This is a genomic window from Microbacterium sp. CH1, assembly GCF_001595495.1.
Classification (GTDB): domain Bacteria; phylum Actinomycetota; class Actinomycetes; order Actinomycetales; family Microbacteriaceae; genus Microbacterium.
In genome coordinates this window covers 121,113-138,744 of record NZ_LOSO01000024.1, presented here as the reverse complement: position 1 = coordinate 138,744, position 17,632 = coordinate 121,113, and the positions used below count along the sequence as shown (strand labels likewise).

Genomic DNA, 17,632 nt, shown 5'->3' with positions numbered 1-17,632 from the left:
CCTGCGCATCATCGACGGCATGATCAAGGGTCTCCCCCTGATCGGCACCTGGACCTCGTTCCTCCTCTTCGGCGGCGAGTTCCCCGGCACCGACATCATCGGCCGGCTGTACACGCTGCACATCCTCATCCTGCCGATGCTGGTGATCGCGCTCATCGCGGTGCACATGCTCCTGATGATCGTGAACAAGCACACCCAGTTCGCCGGCCCCGGCCGGACCAACGCGAACGTCGTCGGATACCCGATCATGCCGGTGTACGCGGCGAAGATGGGCGGGTTCTTCTTCCTCGTCTTCGGAGTGATCGCGGTGCTGGGAACGTTCTTCCAGATCCTCCCGTTCTGGATCTATGGTCCGTATGACCCGTCTCCGATCTCGGCCGGTACGCAGCCGGACTGGTACATCGGGTTCGCGGACGGGGCGCTCCGCCTCGCCCCGCCGAACTGGGACATCGTGCTGTTCGATCGCACCTGGTCGTTCGGGATCATCATCCCGGTGGCGGTGATGGGACTCTTCATCCTGACGGTGCTCTTCTACCCGTTCATCGAGGCGTGGGTCACCGGCGACAAGCGCGAGCACCACATCGCCCAGCGTCCGCGTAACGCGGCCACCCGCACCGCGATCGGCGTCGCCGGCGTCATCTTCTACGCGGTCCTGTGGGCGGCGGCCTCGTCCGACCTCATCGCCACGCACTTCATGCTGACCATGGAAGGGGTCATCCACTCCTTGCAGGCGTTGCTCATCGTCGGGCCGCTCGCCGGCTACTTCGTCACCAAGCGCATCTGCATCGCGCTCCAGAAGAAGGACCGCGAGATCGTCCTGCACGGCTTCGAGTCCGGACGCATCGTCCGCCTGCCCGGCGGCGAGTTCGTCGAGGTGCACCAGCCGGTCGACGTCTACGACCGCTGGAAGCTCATCGACGTCGACGGCTACGAGCCGCTCGTGGTCCGCCCGAACGCCAAGGGCCGCATCCCGTGGACGGAGAACCTCCGCTCCGCGATGTCGCGCTGGTTCTTCGAGGACCGTCTCGCCCCGCTCACGCAGGCCGAGATCGAGCGGGTGGATGCCGGGCACGGGTCGCCCGCCTCCGAGCCGGGCGGCGAGATCGAGGGGGACGGGCGGACGCATGGGTCGGATCACGGCCGCTGACCCCCGGGCGCTGAGCGGGGTCGGCGTGGCCATCGGCCTCGCGGTCGTGGTGGTCGCATTCCTCCTCGCCGGTGTTCCCGCGGCCGGAGGTGCGCTCGCCGTGGTCGGCGGGATCGCCCTTGTTCGCCGTTCCTCTCGGGCGCAGCGGTCGAAGGAGGGGGAGCCGACCTTCCTGTTCGTCCTCCTCACCCAGGGAGGCCGCTCCGCCCCGGGGCTGCTGCTGCGGCTGCCGCCAGGCGGCGGGGACGCCGGGCGGCTGCGGGCCGGCGGATGGAGGGTGCTGGAGCCTCCGGTGAACGGCCCGCTGACGCCGCTCGGGCGGGTGGCCGTGGAGTTCGACGGCGACGACCGCCTGCGGGTGCGCGACCTCGCGGGGGTGCGGGGCGCGCACACCGAGGCGGCGCGGGGGAACGCCGTACCCCACGGGTGGGGGGCTGCGGCGCAGGAGCTCGGCTACGTCGTGCTGCTCGCGGTGCCGGAGGGGGAGGAGTACCCGCTCCGTCACGACGGCGCGGTGCGGGCTCCCACCCTCGGGGCGTATGCGCTCCTCCGCGGCACGCCGTCGGGGCGTCTGCGGGCTTGACCGGCGGGACTCAGCCCTGTGGGGCGTCGTTCCAGGACCAGATGTCGTCGCCGCGCAGCACGGCGTCGGCTCCGCCGTCGCAGTAGATGGTCTGTCCCGCCATGTGGGTGTTTGCCGGGCTGGTCAGCCAGACGAGCAGCTCGGCGATGGAGGACGCCGGCTGGTGGTAGTTCAGCGGCATCGGCACGGCGGCGTCCACCATGGCCAGGCCCTCGGGCGAGTCGAGCAGGCCTGCGGTCATCGCGGTGGTGACCGTGCCGGGGGCGACGGCGTTCAGCGGGATGCCCGCTCCCGCCCATGCCGGGGTGACGCTCTCACGACGGACCCAGCGCGACAGGGCGCGCTTGCTGGACGAGTAGTTGAGGAACCCGGCTTCGGGGGTCGCGGCCAGACGGTCGCCGATCTCGATCGCGCGCGCCTCGTCGCCGGCGAGGGCGGCGTCCACGAGCTCGGGTGACACCGGCTGCAGCGAGGCCATCGACGACACCACGGCGGCGCGCGGCGCGTCCGCCAGGCTCAGCGTGGGCTGCAGCGCGGTCAGGAACTCCGTCACGCCGAAGAAGTTGATGGACATCGTCTTCGAGATCGGAGCCGAGATGCCGGCGCAGGCGATGACGGCGTCGATCCCGTCGTCGGCGGCCTCGACCGCGGCGCTCGCCGCGGTCAGACGGCCCTCGTGGGTGGACAGATCGCCCTCGACCTCGGCGCCGGCGAGGTCGACGCCGATGACGGTGTGGCCCTGAGCGCGGAGCAGGTCGGTGGTGGCGGCGCCGATGCCGGATGCGGATCCGGTGACGACATAGGTGCGGGTCATGAGGTTTCCTCCTTGATGGACACGACCGGCGGCGTGCCGGACAGTGCGGTGACGAAGCGGCCGAGCTGGCGGCGGAATCCGTCGATCTCGTCCGGTGACCAGCCTGCGAGCGCATCGTCGACCATGCGATGGCCGGCCTCGACGAGGCGCGCGTAGGCCGTCCGGCCCGCGTCCGTCAGGCGCACCTCGACCGTGCGTCCCGAGCGCACGGGGTCGACGACGCCCTGCGTCGCCATGCGGGCGACGAGCTTCGACGTGGTCGGCCGCGACAGCGTCGCGTGCGCGGCCAGGTCGCCGAAGCCCATCGCACCCCCGTTCATCCCGAGCAGGTAGAGCGCGCGGATGGCGGAGGGGTCGAGGGCGACGTCGACGGCTTCGGCGACCTGACGTTGCAGGTCGCTCTCACTCCATTCCGACACCACGCGGACGAGGGCCAGGTGGATGCCGGCGACGTCTTCGCCGGTGGTCATGAGTCCAGGGTACGCCTCAAAGTTGCCTCAGGCAACAGTCGTGATGTACCCCGCGCTGGCCGTGTCCTCCACGAGGGTGAAGAAGTGTCGACCGCCCGCGCGCCGCGCGCGACGCCACCGGCGCTGCTGCCCATCGGCGTAGTCGAGCACGATCCACGCGGGCGCAGGCGTGCCCTGCGGGCCGAGCACGAACGAGCACGCCCCGAGGCCGGGGGAGGCGAGCTCGGCGACGAAGCGGTCGTCCCCGGGGGCGAACGGTGCCATGGCATGGAGCTCGGCCGGCTGCAGGCGGAGGACGGTGTCGGCGTGTTCCTGGGTCTCCGTGCGGAGCCGGCGCCTCATGCGGCACCGCCCTGGCGTGCCGCCCACTCCCGGGTGTCCCGAAGGCCGTGCGCATCGAGGTAGGCGCGGATCACGTCCGCGGTCAGGCGGATCTGCGCCTCCGTGCCCATTGCTGCCTGCATGGCGCCGATCGCGGGCGCCGGCTTGCCGTCCACCCGCTCGAGCGCCTCCCAGACCATGTCCTCGCGGCCACCGCGGCCGAGGGCGTGCGGCATCGAGGTGAACCCCGTCCTGCGCTGATCAGTGGGTCGTGTCTCTGGCATGCGTGTTCCTCTCTCGGGGCGGATGGCAGGCTCGCGCCGAGGGACGGGGGTCCCTCGCGAGGCGCACGTCAGACGGCGGGGTGGTCTCCCCGCGTCGGTGCGCGTGGCGCGCGCTCCGCCGGCGGCCCGGTGAGGGGCGTGCGGAGCGGTCGGCCTAGCCGGTTGCTGTCCTCCGACGGTACCACGTTATTTTGAGTCATTCAAAAGAAGTCGCCGAATCGTCCTCACGCCGGATGCGGTCCTGAGCGATTCCCGCGTGCGTTTTTCTCCCGTTCAGCGGGAAATTTGACTTCCCTGTGCTTCCCGGTATGGTCGGGGGTTACGCCAGCCAGTCACAGAGGGGAAGCGCCATGTCAGGAAAGTCCACACCGGGTCGCGCAGGGAAGAAGGCGCCGCAGCTCTCGCTCAAGGAGAAGCGGGCGGCGAAGCGCGCGAAGAACGCCCCGGACGAGTTCCTCAAGCCTCGCAAGGGCGCGAAGAGCTGAGGACTCCGGCCCGGTGGGGGCGGCGGTCCTCCGCCGCGCCCACCGGGGATACCGGGGCGACGACGACCTGTCAACGGGCCTTGTCCTCAGCACGGATCCGACGCACTCTGGAGTCTCCGCTACGAGAGGAGCGCGTCATGTCGAACCCGGAAGCCTTCATGTACCCGGATGAGCCGTTGCTGTCGGAGGAGGCCCTGCGGCTCGCGGAGGAGAAGGACGGCGAATCCGACGCGGAGCCTTCCCGCGAGGGCATCGCCGCACACCTCGCCGAACGGGGCGGCGACGACCCCGACGCCCTGCAGGACGTGCCCGCCGGTGGCGCCGGTGCGGACGCCGGGGCCGGAAACGCGGCCCGCGTCGATCCGTCGTCGAAGAACCCGCCGCAGCCCGCCTACGAGTCGACCCACAGCAGGGAGCCTGGTGTCGGTCCGCGGCACGAAGACGACTGAGCCGACGCTCAGCGGAAGAGCCGGCTGATCCCGCTCTCGACCTGCGCGAGCTGGATGAACACGACGCCGCGCCAGAGCGGCATAAGTGGTGCCCGCAGCACCCGCCGCACCGGACCGCGGGGCCTGGTCTCCCACGTCATCGTCGCGCGGATCTGCGTCCCGCCCGCGGCCGGTTCGAGTGCCATCGTGAGGGTGCGCGGATTCGCGTGGGGCGCGTCGGGGTACTCGAAGCGCCAGGTGACGGCCCCGGACTCGTCCTCCTCCCGCATCACGCAGAGGCGATGGAGTTCGGGCTTGCGGCGCAGGGGCCGTCCGTCCGGCGCTGTGGTCGGGGCGAACGCCTCCCAGGGGCCGTCACTCCCGGCGGGGAGAACGCTGGCGACGCTCTGCTCCCACTCCGGGAGCCGTTCCGGGTCGGCGAGCACGGCCCGGACCTCGGCGTCGGCGGCGGGCACGAACATCGACCGAGACCCGGTGATCCCCCCGGCAGCCCCCTTTCGGCCCGGCTGTAGGGAGCGCGCGGTGCCCTCGACCTCGTCGAGCTGGGCCGTGAGGTCGTCTTCCGTCACGGCGAGTCGACCGAGGATGGCGGCGATCAGGCCGCTGGGTTCTGCGAGCAGGGCGCGAAGCACGGCGGCGGAGTCCCCGCGGCGACCTCCTTGGGACGCGGCTCTGAGCACCGCGAGGGCACGCTCGGTCCAGTCGTAGCCGTCGGTCTCGTGGAAGACGATGCGCCCCGGACCCACCGCCGGGGCATCGATCCCCATGGCGAGGAGCTGCCCCGCGTGCTGCGCCTCGACGGCGGCCCGGGCGGTATCGAGGCGGATCCCGGCCCTCCGGAGCACCTGTCCGCCGGTGTCCGCATCGAGCGTGAGCGCGAGCAGCAGATGATCGATGTCCGCGTCATGCACGCCGAGGCGCGACGCCTCCTCCATCGCCGCGAGCGACAGCGTGTGCATGGTGGCGGCCGCCTGCGTGAACCGGCTCATGCGTTCCTCCGCGGCACCGGGATGGTGGGGTCGATCCGGCGGCTGTGCTTCTTGTGCACGGCCTGCCGCGTGACGCCGAGGGCATCCGCGATGGTCTGCCAGCTCATTCCGGCGCGGAGCGCGGCCTCCACCTGACGCAGCTCGAGCGCGTCGGCGAGAGTCCGGAGGGAGGCCACGGCGCGCAGCCCGGCACGCGGATCGGTCGTGTCCGCCGCGGTGCGGGCGATGTCGAGGGACTCCATGCTGTCAACCTACGTTGCTTGCCGAAGCTCTGTCAACACGGGTTGCTCCCGGGTCCCTCGACGGGCCCGTCAGGCGGCGGAGGGGTGCAGCACGACCTTGATGCAGCCGTCCTTCTTCTCCTGGAACGTCCGGTACAGCTCCGGGGCATCCTCCAGCGCCGCGTGATGCGTCGTCAGATCCATCACGCCCAGGGGATCCGACGGGTCCTCGACGAGCGGGAGGAGGTCGTCGATCCAGTTCTTCACGTTGCACTGGCCCATCCGGAGGCTGATCTGCTTGTCGAAGAGGGTCTTCATCGGCAGGATGTCGGCATCGCCCGCGTACACGCCGCTCAGCGAGACCGTGCCACCGCGGCGGACGGCGTCGATCGAGGCGTACACCGCCGCGAGCCGGTCGACCCCGGCCTTGTCGAGCATCTGCCGCGCTGCGGGATCGGGCAGCAGGCCGACCGCTTTCTGCAGGAACTCCACTCCGCTGTTGCCGTGCGCTTCCAGCCCCACCGCATCCACCACGGCGTCGGTGCCACGGCCTTCCGTGGCATCGCGGATCTCCTCGACGGTCGTGTCGGTGAGGTCGAGCGTCTCGATGCCGTGCCGCTCGGCCATCGCGCGCCGCTCCGCCACCGGTTCGACCGCGATGACGCGGTGACCGCGGTGGCGGGCGATCCGGCTGACGAACTGTCCGACGGGTCCGAGGCCCATCACCGCGAGGGTGCCGCCTTCGGGGAGCTGCGCGTACTCCACGCCCTGCCACGCCGTCGGCAGGATGTCGCTGAGGAAGAGGTAGCGCTCATCGGGCAGGTCCGGCGCGACCGGGATGTGGTTGTAGTCGGCCAGCGGCACGCGGAGGTACTCCGCCTGCCCCCCGGGGACCTGGCCGTAGAGCTTGGTGTAGCCGAAGAGCGCCGCGCCGCTGCCGTACTTGCGCACCTGGGTCGTCTCGCACTGCGACTGCAGCCCCCGGAGGCAGAAGAAGCACACGCCGCACGAGATGGTGAAGGGGATCACCACCCGGTCGCCGGGCTTCAGCTTCGTGACGTTCGCGCCGACCTCCACCACGACGCCCATCGGCTCGTGCCCGAGGATGTCTCCGCGGTCGAGGAACGGCCCCAGGAGCTCGTAGAGGTGCAGGTCGGAGCCGCAGATGGCCGACGAGGTGATCCGGATAATGGCGTCCGCCGGCTGCTGGATCACCGGGTCGGCGACCTCCTCCACCGTCACGTTCCGCTTGCCCTGCCAGGTCAGTGCCTTCATCATGTCCTCCACGTCTCGATGTCCGTCGTCCCTCCACGCTCTCGGGTGCGGCGCAGCATGGCCACCCGGTTGACAGGCCGTGGACGACGTGCGATCCCCGGGACTCAGTGGAACGGGCAGCCGCGCCCGGAACCGGTGGCACGCACCCGTCCGCCCGACGAGGGCTTGGTGGGAAGACGACGACGGTTCACCGCGAGCCCCTCGTCGAGCGCCGTCAGCTCGGGGTCGCTCAGGACGGCGATGGCGGCGGACAGGCCGGCGATGACGAGCTTCTCCCCGGGGCAGCGGTGTCCGGTGGCGACGTCGCCCCCGCCCTGAGGGACGAAGGTCGTGATCTCCTCGTAGTCGTCCACGTCGGTGAACCGCTCGGGGGCGAAGCGCTCCGGGTGGGACCACGACCGCTCGTCGGTGTTCGTGCCGAGGATGTCGAGGACGACCCGGCCGCCTTCCGGGACCGTGACGCCGTCGATCTCGACCTCGGCGATGGTGCGACCAGGCAGCATCGGCACGAACAGTCCGGTCCGCCGCACCTCCTGCGCGAACATCGTCGCGAGCGTTCCACCCACGAGCGATCCCCGCTCGGCGGTCTCGGCGGCGATCCGGGTACGCCACTCGGGGTGGTCGTGCAGCTGCTTCGCGGCGAAGGCCACGAACCGCGCGGCGGCGATCATCGGACGGATGCTGTTCTGCAGCTCGACGCCGGCCACCTGGGCGGGCAGCAGCTCGCCGTTCTCGTCGCGATGCGCGGCCCACAGGGCGAGCGCGGTGCCCTCCGGTGCCGTCAGATCGCCGGCGCGGACGGCTTCGATGAGGCGACGCGCGTGCCGGTCCGAGAAGACCCGGTTCGCGAAGGCCTCGACGTAGGCGGGGGAGTAGGGGGCACCGAACCCGTCCACGATCTGCGCGAGGCGCGCGGCCCAGCGAGTCTGCGCCGTCGCGGTCCCCGGCAGTCCGGCCCAGCGCATCATGGCGCGCCCGAAGGCGCCGACGGCCGCGTCGTAAGCGCTGCGGGTGCCGCCGGCGCGCCAGTCCTCGCGCTCGGCAGCCCATTCCCGTTCGAGGAACGGTGCGAGCCGTTCGACCTGCGCATCCTCGTACGCGGCTTGGACGAAGGTGGCCTTGCGATGGCGGTGGGCGGTGCCGTCGAGCGCGTGCACGGACCCGTGCCCGAACAGGGGCTCGCGGACGATCCCCGGCATGGCGCCGGCACGGGCGATGCGGCTCTCGTCGTAGAACAGTTCCACCCCCTCGGCACCGCGGACGAAGGCCGCCGGGTGCCCGAGGAGGCGCATCGGGGCCGACCGGGCGCCGGGGCGCGCTCGGCGCCAGATGCGCTCGCCGAAGTCGTAGCCGCGGGTGAGCAGCGACGGCGAGTCCTCGTGCAGGACCGCGTCGACACCGTCGGACAGTCGGGAAGTCAGTCGCTGAAGCATGATCCGACCCTGACACGGGATCTCGACGGGGCCCAGGGGGAAGCATCCTCGAGACGTTTGTGCTAGCCGGACGGTCGGCTCTGCGGATGTCAAGCACCTGTCCGACCGTCTTCCGGAGCGCGCAGGATGAGGTCGGAACGGAGGAACCATGGCCACCAACACCCGCGACCTGACGTGCACCACCCATGACGTGTTCCGCGTGCTGGCGAACGGCTGGCTCTACCCCGCGTGGGTGGTCGGCGCCTCCCGCATGCGCGACGTCGACGACTCCTGGCCCGCGGCCGGGGCCCAGCTGCACCATTCGGTCGGCACGTGGCCCGCGCTCCTGGACGACACCACCGAACTGGTGGAGTGGCACCCGCCGCACCGTGCGGTCATGCGGGCGCGCGGCTGGCCGGTGGGAGAGGCGCAGGTGACGATCCGTGCACGCACGACCCCGACGGGGTGCCAGGTGCGCATCGACGAGGAGCCGGTCAAGGGCCCGGCGACGATCCTGCCCCGGTTCCTGACCACGCCGGTGCTCCGCTGGCGGAATGCGGAGACGCTGCACCGGCTCGGTTACCTGGCCGAGGGCCGCGCCTCCTGACGCGGGTTCTGCGCGTCAGGCTCCGGCGCGCATGAACTCCTCGGCGGCGCGCACCTGCTCCGCGGACGGCCGAATGCCGGTGTAGAGGACGAACTGCTCCAGCGCCTGCCGCGTCGCGACCGCGGCTCCTGAGATCACGGTCTTGCCCGCGGCCCGACCGGCCGCGATGAGCGGCGTCTCGGCGGGCAGCGCGACGACGTCGAACACGACCGCGGCGGCGTCGATGGTCGGCTGCGGGAAGGCGAGGGTGTCGGCCTCCGCACCTCCGGCCATGCCGAGCGGGGTGACGTTCACGATCACGTCGGCCCTCGCGTCTCCGACCTCCGCGCGCCAGGCGAACCCGTACAGCTCGGCGAGGGCGCGGCCCGCCGTCTCGTTCCGGGCGACGATGGTCACGTCCGTGAAGCCGGCGTCGCGGAACGCGGCGGCCGTCGCCTTCGCCATGCCGCCCGAACCCCGGAGGAGGGCCGACGACGCCGGGTCGAGGTCGTTCTCCGCGATGAGCTGCGCGATCGCCGAATAGTCGGTGTTGTGGGCCGTGAGCACGCCGTCGTCGTTCACGATCGTGTTGACGGAGTCGATGGCCTGTGCCGAGGGGTCCATGCGGTCGACGAGCGCGATGACGTCCTCTTTATAGGGCATCGAGATCGCGCACCCGCGGATGCCGAGGCCGCGCACCCCCGCGATGGCCTGCGCCAGGTCGGTCGGCGCGAACGCCTTGTAGATCCAGTTCAGATCGAGGGCCTCGTACAGGTGGTTGTGGAAGCGCGTGCCGTTGTTGCTCGGCCGTGCGGACAGCGAGATGCAGAGCGTCATGTCCTTATTCAGCATGGTCACCGAATCAGGCTACCCCTGCGTCTGTCAAGGTCCATGGCGGGAGATCGCGTCCTCCCCTATGGTGAAAGTGCATGCAAGGGGATCGATCGTCTACGCCTCTCCCCAGGAGGCGGAGGCCCTCCCCACGGGCCGGGCGATCCGTGCATGCGATTGGGCCCTCTCGAGTAGTTCAGTCCCCAATGAACTCCTCGAGAGGGCCGCTACCTGGGCCGGCCGCCACGAAGATTTTTCAAATTTGTCCCCCAAAAGGGGGACAAGAAGCGCGCGGAGGGGTTAGGCTGTTTCTGACGCACCCTCCGGTCGTCTTCGGCCCTCATCGCTCCCCCCGCGGTGAGGGCCACACCATTTTCCGGGCGCGTCCGCTCATGCAACATTTGGATTACCTTCTCGCAACGGCTATTCCGCCGGGGGTCCCCTCCACTAGCGTTAGCGATGTCGGTGCACCCCTGCGTCGGCTTCTACATCAGCAGAACAGGCAGTACATGAGCACCCAGGGCACGGTCAAGTGGTTCAACTCGGAGAAGGGCTTCGGCTTCATCTCCCCCGACGACGGAGGCGCTGACGTCTTCGCGCACTACTCCGCCATCCAGTCATCCGGCTACCGCTCTCTCGAAGAGAACCAGCGGGTCGAGTTCGATGTGGCGCAGGGCCCCAAGGGCCTGCAGGCAGAGAACATCCGCCCCGTCTGAGGCGGAAGGAACACCGGGAACTCCCCGTCGGATCCACGCGCAGGCGCTGACCCGGCGGGGAGTTTCGTCTTCCCTGACGGCCCTGGAGCCGGTCAGGGCAGCAGGAGTGCGCGCAGCTCGTCGACGGTCGTGACGCGGAACGCCGCGTCGTCGCCCTCGTGCGGGTCGCTGAAGCCCCAGCCGACGAAGATCACGGGCACGCCGTTGGCGAGACCGCCCTCGACGTCGTGGTGCCGGTCGCCCACGAGGACCGGGCGGGAGGTGTCGGCACCGAGCGCGCGCAGCCGTCGCAGCGCCTCGGCCACGATGTCCGTCTTGGACGCGAGCGTGGCCTCGTCCGGCGTGGCGCCCACGGTCGTGAGGAACGACGACCGGAGTCCGAAGTGATCCACCAGGGCGTCGACCTGATTCTCCGGCTTCGAGCTCGCCGTCGCCTGAGGGACGCCCGCCGCGTGCAGGTCGTGGATCAGCTCGGCGACCCCGGGGTACGTCTGCACGTCGGTCGTGTACCCGTCGGCTTTGCCGAGGGTGCGGTAGAACGCCACCGCCTCGGCCGACTGCTCCGGCGTCATCCCGGCCTGGTCCTGGAAGGACTGGAACATGGGAGGGCCGATCCAGTGCACGAGCTCCTCGCGCGTCGGCGCCGGGTGGCCGAAGTGCGTCAGGGCGATGTTCAGGCGACGCAGGATCCCGACCGAGGCGTCGACGATGGTCCCGTCGACGTCCCAGAGCACACACGAGTAAGGCGAAGAGGGCATGCCTCCAGCCTAGGGTCCCGCGAACGGGTGCCCGCCCGTCCTGCACAGGTGTGCACGAAACGGGTTCATCCACCGAACGCGGGAACACCCTTCACGCCGATCTAGAGTCGTGACAGCGGCGGGATCACGGGTGAGAATGGGGGCATGTACGTGTCGGTGGAAGTCATCACGATGCTGGCGACGGCCGCGACGACTCTCGTCGCGATCATCAGCGGATTCGGCTGGATGATCGGTCGGATGGACACGCGGTTCGCTGCGATCGACGCGAGGTTCGCGATCCAGGACGCGAAGTTCGACCGGATCGAGCACGAGCTCACGGAGGTGAAGATCGCGATCGCGCGGCTGGAGGGTCCGCAGCCGCGCCTGGTCTCGACGCGCTGAGGTCAGAAGAGGCGGGGGATGCCCGACTCGATGCCCTTCATGTCGTCGTAGTCGAGCACGAGGCAGCGGATGCCGCGATCCTCGGCGAGGACGCGGGCCTGGGGCTTGATCTCCTGGGCGGCGAACACGCCCTGCACCGGGGCGAGGTGGGGGTCGCGTCCCAGGAGCTCGAGGTAGCGGGTGAGCTGCTCGACGCCGTCGATGTCGCCGCGGCGCTTGACCTCGACCGCGATCGCCACGCCGTCGGCGTCGCGCACCAGCAGATCGACGGGGCCGATGGCCGTGGGGTACTCGCGACGGACGAGGGTGGCACCCTCGGCGACGCGGTCGACCTGCTCCGCGAGCAGCCGCTGCAGGTCGGCCTCGACGCCGTCCTTCTGCAGTCCGGGGTCGATCCCGAGTTCGTGGCTGGAGTCGTGGATGACCTCGTAGATCTGCACGCGGAGGGCGTCGCCTGTCTTCTTGTGGGTCACGCGCCACACCTCGACGACGCCGGCGCCGGCCTCCTCCTCGCCCGGTTCCTCGGTCGCGAGCACACACGGCGGGCTCATCCAGTTCAGCGGCTTGTAGCTGCCGCCGTCGGAGTGCACGAGCAGACTCCCGTCCCCCTTGTGCACGAGCAGGCGGGTGGCGAGCGGAAGGTGGGCGTTGAGTCGGCCGGTGTAGTCGACCGAGCAGCGGGCGATGACGAGACGCACCCGACGAGCCTACTTCGTCGTCGCCGGTCACGCGGTCAGAGGAGCGCGTCGAAGAGTCCGAGCTCCGTCGCGGCCGAGCGGGCGATGAGGAAGCCGATGATGCCGATGATCCACGCCGTGTTCTCCGCGCCCGTCCGCTCCATCCAGGCGGCGAAGCGCTCCAGCGGACGCTGCACGAGCGGCGCCGCCACCAGTCGCAGCACGAGGAGCACGAGCGCCGGGGCGATCATCAGCGCGCAGTACCCGGCGAGGGAGAGCACCCGGAGCGGCGTGTCGACGCCGGCGTCCGCGAGCATCGTCATCGCCACGATGTACGGGAGCATCGTCGCCACCTCCACGAGTCCGGCCGCGATGGCGACGGCCATGACCGCGAATCCCCGAGTCTGCGGGTCGAGCAGGCGTTCCCGCCACCGAGCGATCCGACCGGGACGCGGTGCGCCCGTGGTGGCAGCGGTGGCCGGAACGGGAGGGGGTGCCGGGGCGTTCGTGCCGGACAGAGGATCGCTGCCCGGAGCGCCGGGGCCGTTCGCCGCGGTGGTGGCCGCGGGCGCTCCGACCGGCGCCGCCTCCGCAGGCTTCGTCGGCATCACGAAGGCGGTGACGAGCAGCGCGGCGCCGACGACGAGGCGGGTGATCATGCCCGCGGGAGAGCTCAGGAAGTCGGAGGCGACGTCGACGAGGTTCACCAGCCCCCAGAGGAAGAGGAGCCCGACCACGAGATAGAACACGGCGATCGTCGCGAGATAGAGGAGGATCCGTCCGGCGCGTATGCGGCCGGGATGCAGCAGCAGGAAGACCGGAATGAGCAGCGTCCCGACGCTCAGGCCGTCGATGAGCGCGAGCACGGCGAGGGAGAGGGGCAGCGGCAGCCCGCCGAAGAGTTCCATGCGTCCACGATCCCGGCGGCACGCCGAGCGCGGATCGGGCGAAAGTCGGGGTCGTCCGGATGCCCTCATCCTTTGGTCGGATGCGACGCCGACCGCGCCGTGGTTGCATGAGGACATGCACGATCCGGCCGACGGAGGTGCCGCCGCCTGGTACCGGCGGCACCGGTGGTGGGTGGACCCGCTGGGCATGGCCGCTCTCGCGACGGTCATGGCGGCGCTCGGGTTCCACGGCATCTGGGGACCCTTCTCCCTTCTACCGGAGGACGTCTCGCCGTGGTGGGCCCTGGCCCTCGCATTCCCCGCCTGCGCCCTGGCCCTCGGCAAGCGGCGTCATCCGTGGACGGTGCTCGCGCTCGTCGCCGGGCTCTTCGTCGCCGACCTCCTCACCGTCGGCGGCGTCGGGACGCTCGTGGTGCTGCTGGACGTGCTGTGGACGGCGGCCTTCCTCGCCGGCCCGCGTGGGCGCCGCGTGCTGCTCGTGCTCCTGGGCGTGGCGACCGTCGCCCTCTTCCTCGCCGCGCTGCTGCTCTCGGCGGCGACTCCCGCGGTCGCGGTGCTGTTCGCGGTGCAGTTCGGCGCGATCTTCGGTACGGACTACTGGTGGGCGGTGGCGGTGTCGCAGGCGCACGAGCTGGCCGACCTGCACCGTCAGCGGGCGGAGGACGCCGCAGCGACCGCCGCTCGAGACCGGGCGCAGGCCGTGCAGCGTGAGCGCGAGGCGATGGCGCGCGAACTGCACGACGTGGTCGCGGGGCACGTGATGGCCATGGCGATCCGAGCCGAGGCGGCACTCGCTGCTCCGCCGGACCGCTCGGACGACCGTGCCGCGCTGCAGGCCGTGCGCGATGCCGGGCTGGACGCGCACGGAGCCCTGCGCACCATGATCGGGGTGCTGCGCCGCGGCGACGGGGCGCTCGCGCCGACCCCGGGATGGGCCGACCTCGAGGGCCTCGCCGCGGAGGCCCGACGCTCGGGCTTGGACGTGCGCCTCGCCGTCGAGGACCCGGGTGCCCTCGGCGGCGGCGGTGAGCAGGCGGTCGTGCGGGTGGTACGTGAGGCGTTAGGGAACTGTGTCCGCCATGCGAACGGTGCCGTGGTCGAGGTGACCATCGGCCCGGTCGACGAGCAGGCGCGCGTTACGGTGCGGTCGCGGGGCGGCGCGCCGACCGTCACCGCCGGGCAGGGCGGCGAGGGGTGGGGGCTGCAGATGCTGCGGGAGCGCATCACCGCGCTGGGCGGGACGTTCCGGGCCGGTGCGGAACCCGACGGCTGGCTGGTCGAGGCGCGACTGCCGCTGGGGGTACGGGCATGACCGCACCGACCGTGCTGCTCGCCGACGACCACGGCGCGATCCGGGCCGGCCTGCGCATCATGCTGGAGACGCACGACATCACTGTCGTCGGGGAGGCCGCGGATGGCGAGGTGGCCGTGCGCAATGCCGCAGCGCTCCGGCCGGATGTCGTCCTCATGGATCTGCGCATGCCAGGACGCGACGGGGTCTCGGCCACCCGCGAGATCGTCGAGCGCGGTCTGGGGGATGTGCTCGTCCTGACGAGCTTCGACGAGGACGAGCTCGTGCTCGCGGCGATCCGGGCGGGAGCGGTCGGATTCCTCCTGAAGACCGTCGACGCGCCGACTCTCGTGCAGGCGGTGCGCGCTGTCGCCGCCGGCGACGGGGCGCTGGACCCACGGGTCACGCGCCGTGCGCTCGCCGCCGTCGCGGCGTCCGCTCCGGAGCCCACGCCGATGACGACGTTCGCGCTGCCGGAGCTGACGCCCCGGGAGCGCGACGTCCTCGACGGGATCCTGCAGGGGTGGTCGAACGCCCAGCTCGCCGCGCGCCTGCGGATCTCCGTCCCGACGGTGAAGACGCACGTCTCGAACGTCCTCACCAAGCTCGGCGCGCGCAGCCGGTCGCACGCGGCCGCGCTCGTCCGCGGGGTCGAGGACTGAGTCAGCCCTCGACGGTCGGAACCGCCGGAGCCTTCTCCTCGGCGCGGAGCGGTCGGGCGGCGCCGGAGAACAGCCCCGAGAGCACCACGAGTGCGACCAGGATGAAGAGCGTGTTGAGCAGCCCGATGTGCTCGCTGATGACCCCGAGCACCGGCGGGCCGCCGAGGAACGCCACGTAGCCGATGGTCGCCGCCGCGCTCACCCGTGCTGCGGCCTTGGCCGGATCGTCCGCCGCGGCCGACATGCCGAGGGGGAAGCCGAGCGACGCGCCGATGCCCCACAGCGCCGCGCCGACGAGGACCAGCGGCAGCGTGGGCGCGAGGATGAACAGGAGGATTCCGGTGGCGGCGGTCGCGGCCAGGATGCGCAGCACCAGCACCCGGCCGAAGCGGTCGACCAGCGGCCCGCCGAAGAGGCGCACCACCGTCATGCCCACGGAGAAGACCGCCAGGGCGACGGCGCCGGTGCCCTCCGCGAAGCCGTGTCCCTGCTCGGTGCCCAGGGCGATCCAGTCGTTGGCGCCGCCCTCCGCGAAGGACATGCCGAGCATGACGGTTCCCAGCAGATACGTGCGCGGTTCGCGCCAGGCCTCGAGCGCGGTGTGCATGCGCTGGCGGAACGGGGGCTTCTCGTGGTCCTCGGGGTCGAGCGCGGCCTCGCGCACGGGCACCTGGAAGAAGCAGACGAAGGCGATCACGGCGATGAGGACGCCCATCGACACGGCGTGCGTGCCGACGTCGACCTGGAGGGCCGCGGCGAGGGCGCCGATGCCGGCGCCGAGCACGGTGCCGAAGCTGAAGAACGCGTGGAAGACCGGCAGGATCGTGCGGCCCATCTGCTGTTCGATGGCGGTGGCCTCGACGTTCATCATCACGTCGACGCAGCCGTTGCCGAAGCCGAAGAGCACCATGCCGATGAGGACGACCGGCACCGACCCGAACACGGTCGCGCCGAGGCCGACGAGCGCGATGCCCGTGGCGAACGTGAGCATGGCCAGGAGCATGCCGCGCCGTGCCCCGGTCCGGGCCATGACGGCGGGGCTGGTCGAGATGCCGAGGATGGACGCCACGCCCATGCCCAGGAGGATCAGCCCGACCTGCGCATTGTCGAGGCCGAGCGCCTCCTTGATCCCGGGCACGCGGGAGGCCCAGGTCGCGATCGAGAGGCCGCTGGCGAGGAAGATGGCGAAGATCGCGGTGCGCCAGCGCACGAACTGCGAACGGGAAAGGGCGGTGTCCATGGCGGACAGCCTATCGAATCGATTCGACCTTGCGCGACCGAACCGGGCTATCCTCGGAGTATGACCAGGGAGACGCCGCGCCGGCCCACGATCGCCGATGTGGCTCGCGAGGCGGGGGTCGCCACCTCGACCGCGTCCGTCGTCTTCAGCGGCAAGGCCAAGGTCGCACCCGCCACCCGTGACAGGGTGCTGGCCGCCGCGACCGACCTCGGCTACACGGGGCCCGACCCGCGCGCCGCCTCCCTCCGTCGCGGACGCAGCGGCATCGTGGCGGTGGTCCTCGAGGGGCATCTGCGCGCCGCCTTCCTCGACCCCGTGACGACCGCCATGATGGACGGCCTCACCGACGGCCTGGCCGACCTGAGCGCCGGGATCCTCCTCATGCGCGACGAACCGGGCGAGGACGGCTCGGCCATCGCGAGCGCCCCCGTCGACGCGGTGGTGCTCATCGGCTGCTCGGGGCGCACCCGCGCGTCCCTCGAGATCGTGCGCGGACGCGGTCTCCCCGTCGTCGTCATCGAGGGGGACGCGGGTCTCGACGTCCCGCGCATCACCCTGGACAACGTCGCCGCCTCCGCCGAGATCGCCCGGCACGTGCGCGACCTCGGCCACCGGGACGTCGCGCTCGTCACGCTCTCGCTCGACGCCGAGCGCGAGCGCACCCTCATCACGCCGGAGCGTCTGGCCCACGCCACCGTCGACGTGACGGTCGACCGCCTGGCCGGCATGCGGGAGGTCTTCCCCGACGCACCGGCGATCTCGGCCTCGGGCAGCCTCATCGACGAGGGCATCCTCGTCGGGCGGATGCTGCTCGCCGATCCCGACACCCGCCCGACCGCCGTGCTCGCGCAGAGCGACCTGCTGGCGGTGGGTGTGATCCGCGCCGCGGAGGAGCTCGGACTCCGCGTTCCCGAAGACCTCTCGGTCGCGGGGTTCGACGGCATCCCCCTCGACGGTCTCGGCGATCTCACCCTCACCACGAGCGTGCAGCCGGCGGTCGAGAAGGGGAGGGCTGCGGGGGAGCAGGTCGCCAGGATGCTCCGCGGGGAGCCCGGCGTCACTCAGGACCTGCACTGCGTGTTCCGCGCCGGCACCACGACCGCGCCGCCTCCGTCGCGCTGATCGCGCGCAC

Annotated in this window: 23 protein-coding genes; 10 read left to right on the top strand and 13 right to left on the bottom strand. The window is 71.3% G+C overall.

Annotated features, from left to right (window positions below; genetic code table 11):
- Positions 1–1,147, top strand: a 1,147-nt coding sequence (locus tag AUV07_RS16000; RefSeq protein ID WP_231868295.1) for a cytochrome b, incomplete at its 5' end; no start/stop codon positions are given.
- Positions 1,125–1,730, top strand: coding sequence for a hypothetical protein (locus AUV07_RS15995; protein WP_062637672.1), 606 nt, complete (start codon positions 1,125–1,127; stop codon positions 1,728–1,730). The genes AUV07_RS16000 and AUV07_RS15995, both read left to right, overlap by 23 nt.
- Positions 1,731–1,740: 10 nt before the next feature.
- Here AUV07_RS15995 and AUV07_RS15990 read toward each other — a convergent pair whose 3' ends face one another.
- Genes AUV07_RS15990 through AUV07_RS15975 form a run of 4 tightly spaced genes read right to left on the bottom strand, consistent with a single transcriptional unit; the run spans position 1,741 to position 3,619 of the window.
- On the bottom strand, positions 1,741–2,544 hold the full coding sequence (locus tag AUV07_RS15990) for an SDR family oxidoreductase (protein WP_062637670.1): 804 nt from the start codon (positions 2,542–2,544) through the stop codon (positions 1,741–1,743).
- Positions 2,541–3,014 (bottom strand): MarR family winged helix-turn-helix transcriptional regulator, encoded by a 474-nt coding sequence (locus tag AUV07_RS15985; protein ID WP_062637668.1) that lies wholly within the window; start codon positions 3,012–3,014, stop codon positions 2,541–2,543. Before AUV07_RS15985 ends, AUV07_RS15990 begins: the two co-directional genes overlap by 4 nt.
- Before the next feature lie 27 nt (positions 3,015–3,041).
- Positions 3,042–3,356, bottom strand: coding sequence for a hypothetical protein (locus AUV07_RS15980; protein WP_062637665.1), 315 nt, complete (start codon positions 3,354–3,356; stop codon positions 3,042–3,044).
- The gene (locus tag AUV07_RS15975) at positions 3,353–3,619 is read right to left on the bottom strand and encodes a hypothetical protein (RefSeq protein WP_062637663.1); all 267 of its coding nucleotides are present in this window, start codon (positions 3,617–3,619) and stop codon (positions 3,353–3,355) included. The genes AUV07_RS15980 and AUV07_RS15975 overlap by 4 nt, the downstream gene beginning before the upstream one ends.
- Positions 3,620–3,969: 350 nt before the next feature.
- Here AUV07_RS15975 and AUV07_RS18160 point away from each other — a divergent pair, with 350 nt between their 5' ends.
- On the top strand, positions 3,970–4,104 hold the full coding sequence (locus tag AUV07_RS18160) for a hypothetical protein (RefSeq protein WP_255218720.1): 135 nt from the start codon (positions 3,970–3,972) through the stop codon (positions 4,102–4,104).
- A gap of 137 nt (positions 4,105–4,241) precedes the next feature.
- The gene (locus tag AUV07_RS15970) at positions 4,242–4,553 is read left to right on the top strand and encodes a hypothetical protein (RefSeq protein WP_062637661.1); all 312 of its coding nucleotides are present in this window, start codon (positions 4,242–4,244) and stop codon (positions 4,551–4,553) included.
- Positions 4,554–4,561: 8 nt separating this feature from the next.
- Here the strand turns inward: AUV07_RS15970 and AUV07_RS15965 are convergent, their stop codons facing one another.
- The 4 genes from AUV07_RS15965 to AUV07_RS15950 form a co-directional block, all read right to left on the bottom strand.
- The gene (locus AUV07_RS15965) at positions 4,562–5,542 is read right to left on the bottom strand and encodes an SRPBCC family protein (protein WP_062637659.1); all 981 of its coding nucleotides are present in this window, start codon (positions 5,540–5,542) and stop codon (positions 4,562–4,564) included.
- On the bottom strand, positions 5,539–5,784 hold the full coding sequence (locus AUV07_RS15960) for a hypothetical protein (RefSeq protein WP_062637658.1): 246 nt from the start codon (positions 5,782–5,784) through the stop codon (positions 5,539–5,541). The genes AUV07_RS15965 and AUV07_RS15960 overlap by 4 nt, the downstream gene beginning before the upstream one ends.
- 69 nt (positions 5,785–5,853) lie before the next feature.
- Positions 5,854–7,038 carry a zinc-dependent alcohol dehydrogenase gene (locus AUV07_RS15955; RefSeq protein WP_062638014.1) on the bottom strand — a complete coding sequence of 395 codons (1,185 nt, stop codon included), beginning with the start codon at positions 7,036–7,038 and terminating at the stop codon, positions 5,854–5,856.
- A gap of 104 nt (positions 7,039–7,142) precedes the next feature.
- Positions 7,143–8,471 carry a cytochrome P450 gene (locus AUV07_RS15950; RefSeq protein WP_062637656.1) on the bottom strand — a complete coding sequence of 443 codons (1,329 nt, stop codon included), beginning with the start codon at positions 8,469–8,471 and terminating at the stop codon, positions 7,143–7,145.
- A 148-nt stretch (positions 8,472–8,619) separates the two neighbouring features.
- Between AUV07_RS15950 and AUV07_RS15945 the strand changes: the two genes are divergently transcribed.
- Positions 8,620–9,057, top strand: a complete 438-nt coding sequence (locus AUV07_RS15945; protein WP_062637654.1) for an SRPBCC family protein — start codon at positions 8,620–8,622, stop codon at positions 9,055–9,057.
- Positions 9,058–9,072: 15 nt separating this feature from the next.
- On the opposite strand, the gene AUV07_RS15940 is transcribed toward AUV07_RS15945, so the two are convergent.
- On the bottom strand, positions 9,073–9,894 hold the full coding sequence (locus tag AUV07_RS15940; protein ID WP_197462165.1) for a shikimate 5-dehydrogenase: 822 nt from the start codon (positions 9,892–9,894) through the stop codon (positions 9,073–9,075).
- Positions 9,895–10,376: 482 nt separating this feature from the next.
- Here AUV07_RS15940 and AUV07_RS15935 point away from each other — a divergent pair, with 482 nt between their 5' ends.
- Entirely contained in the window at positions 10,377–10,583 is a 207-nt protein-coding gene (locus AUV07_RS15935) for a cold-shock protein (protein WP_017203899.1), read from the top strand.
- A gap of 92 nt (positions 10,584–10,675) precedes the next feature.
- On the opposite strand, the gene AUV07_RS15930 is transcribed toward AUV07_RS15935, so the two are convergent.
- Positions 10,676–11,341, bottom strand: coding sequence for an HAD hydrolase-like protein (locus AUV07_RS15930; RefSeq protein WP_062637649.1), 666 nt, complete (start codon positions 11,339–11,341; stop codon positions 10,676–10,678).
- Between the two features lie 144 nt (positions 11,342–11,485).
- On the opposite strand from AUV07_RS15930, the gene AUV07_RS15925 reads away from it, so the two are divergent.
- Positions 11,486–11,722 (top strand): hypothetical protein, encoded by a 237-nt coding sequence (locus tag AUV07_RS15925; RefSeq protein ID WP_062637647.1) that lies wholly within the window; start codon positions 11,486–11,488, stop codon positions 11,720–11,722.
- A 2-nt stretch (positions 11,723–11,724) separates the two neighbouring features.
- Here AUV07_RS15925 and nucS read toward each other — a convergent pair whose 3' ends face one another.
- Both nucS and AUV07_RS15915 read right to left on the bottom strand, forming a co-directional pair.
- Positions 11,725–12,420: an endonuclease NucS gene (gene nucS / locus AUV07_RS15920; protein ID WP_060923428.1), complete on the bottom strand. Its 696-nt coding sequence runs from the start codon at positions 12,418–12,420 to the stop codon at positions 11,725–11,727.
- 35 nt (positions 12,421–12,455) lie between these two features.
- Complete coding sequence (locus tag AUV07_RS15915) at positions 12,456–13,307, bottom strand: GAP family protein (RefSeq protein WP_062637645.1); 852 nt, start codon at positions 13,305–13,307, stop codon at positions 12,456–12,458.
- A gap of 115 nt (positions 13,308–13,422) precedes the next feature.
- Here AUV07_RS15915 and AUV07_RS15910 point away from each other — a divergent pair, with 115 nt between their 5' ends.
- Both AUV07_RS15910 and AUV07_RS15905 read left to right on the top strand, forming a co-directional pair.
- On the top strand, positions 13,423–14,619 hold the full coding sequence (locus AUV07_RS15910) for a sensor histidine kinase (RefSeq protein ID WP_062637642.1): 1,197 nt from the start codon (positions 13,423–13,425) through the stop codon (positions 14,617–14,619).
- A complete protein-coding gene (locus AUV07_RS15905) occupies positions 14,616–15,260 on the top strand; it encodes a response regulator (protein ID WP_062637640.1) in 645 nt (214 codons plus the stop codon). Before AUV07_RS15910 ends, AUV07_RS15905 begins: the two co-directional genes overlap by 4 nt.
- 1 nt (position 15,261) lies before the next feature.
- On the opposite strand, the gene AUV07_RS15900 is transcribed toward AUV07_RS15905, so the two are convergent.
- Entirely contained in the window at positions 15,262–16,500 is a 1,239-nt protein-coding gene (locus AUV07_RS15900) for an MFS transporter (RefSeq protein ID WP_062637638.1), read from the bottom strand.
- A 60-nt stretch (positions 16,501–16,560) separates the two neighbouring features.
- On the opposite strand from AUV07_RS15900, the gene AUV07_RS15895 reads away from it, so the two are divergent.
- Complete coding sequence (locus AUV07_RS15895) at positions 16,561–17,622, top strand: LacI family DNA-binding transcriptional regulator (protein WP_062637633.1); 1,062 nt, start codon at positions 16,561–16,563, stop codon at positions 17,620–17,622.
- Positions 17,623–17,632 lie beyond the last annotated feature (10 nt).